This is a genomic window from Acidithiobacillus sp. TH-A36 (assembly GCF_057473445.1).
In genome coordinates, this window is sequence record NZ_JBYCKP010000447.1 from 1 (window position 1) to 1,029 (window position 1,029).

The 1,029-nt window shown below is 56.7% G+C and carries 2 protein-coding genes; both read right to left on the reverse strand.

Annotation, left to right across the window (positions count from 1 at the left end):
- Window positions 1-39: 39 nt before the first annotated feature.
- A complete protein-coding gene (locus tag AC2VLY_RS11575) occupies window positions 40-786 on the reverse strand; it encodes an IS3 family transposase (RefSeq protein ID WP_486922318.1) in 747 nt (248 codons plus the stop codon).
- Window positions 675-962, reverse strand: coding sequence for a transposase (locus AC2VLY_RS11580; RefSeq protein WP_249763148.1), 288 nt, complete (start codon window positions 960-962; stop codon window positions 675-677). The genes AC2VLY_RS11575 and AC2VLY_RS11580 overlap by 112 nt, the downstream gene beginning before the upstream one ends.
- Window positions 963-1,029: the final 67 nt, after the last annotated feature.

Consider the following 1,029-nt stretch of genomic DNA (forward strand, 5'->3'; position numbering starts at 1 on the left):
CAGGCAGCGAAACGTTAAGCCGGAGAAAAACACGAAACATCAAGCAGCACAACATGGCTTAGAGTCCCTCGGCTTAACGAAAACCTCGGCATAATCCGAATGGAAAATTGTTAGTCCGGCAGTGATAGGAATTCTGTCAGCAGCCATGCTCAATGCGTCGCAGGTGAGTGCCGATGTCATGGTGGAGTCCATCGCATATCCGATGACTTTCTTGCTGAAACAATCCAGCACGGTCGCCAGGTACAACCATCCTTCCCAGGTGCGGATGTAGGTGATGTCCCCGACAAGCTTGGCCCCGGGCGCCGTCGCGGTGAAGTCCCGGTTGACCAGATCAGGCAGGCCGGCGATATCGCCAGCGATCGTGGTGACGGGCCGGAACGGCCGTGGCTGGCAGGCCACCAGGCGCAGATCACCCATGATCTGGCGGACGGTGTCATCGTCGATCTGCTCGCCCTGGCGCGCCAGCTGGGCATGCACACGCCGATAGCCATACGTGTGGTCGGAATCGTCGAAGATCGCCACGATCAGGTCCTCCACACGACGCCGTTCGAGGTCCCGGGCACACGGTACATGGTTTTTCCATGCGTAATAGCCGGACCGGGACACCGATACGGCATTGCACATCATGCTCACCGAATAGTTGCCTTCTTCAGCGGAAATAGCTGCGTAAACGTCTACGGTTGCTGTTTCTTCGCGAAGAAGGCGGTGGCTTTTCCCAGGAATTCGACCTCCTGTTCCAGTGATTTCACACGTCGCCGCAGCCGACGCAACTCGTCCATTTCTGATTCAGTCAACTTATCGCCAATCTCGGGATGTTCCTCCTTATATTGGCGGACCCATCGAGAGACAGACTGTTCCGACACGTTATTTTCACGTGCAATATCAGCAATCGCGCGGGAATGCTCGATCACCTCCAGAGCAATACTGGCTTTGAACCCAGCGGAGAACCGGCGACGTTCCATACTTGCGACTCCAATTCGGCTCGGCCTCAACAATAGTCAAGGCGGTGTCCGAAAGTCGCCGGGCGGG

Coding starts and splice junctions, on each gene's coding strand:
- AC2VLY_RS11580 (WP_249763148.1), bottom strand. CDS start 962: ATGGAACGTCGCCGGTTCTCCGCTGGGTTCAAAGCCAGTATTGCTCTG.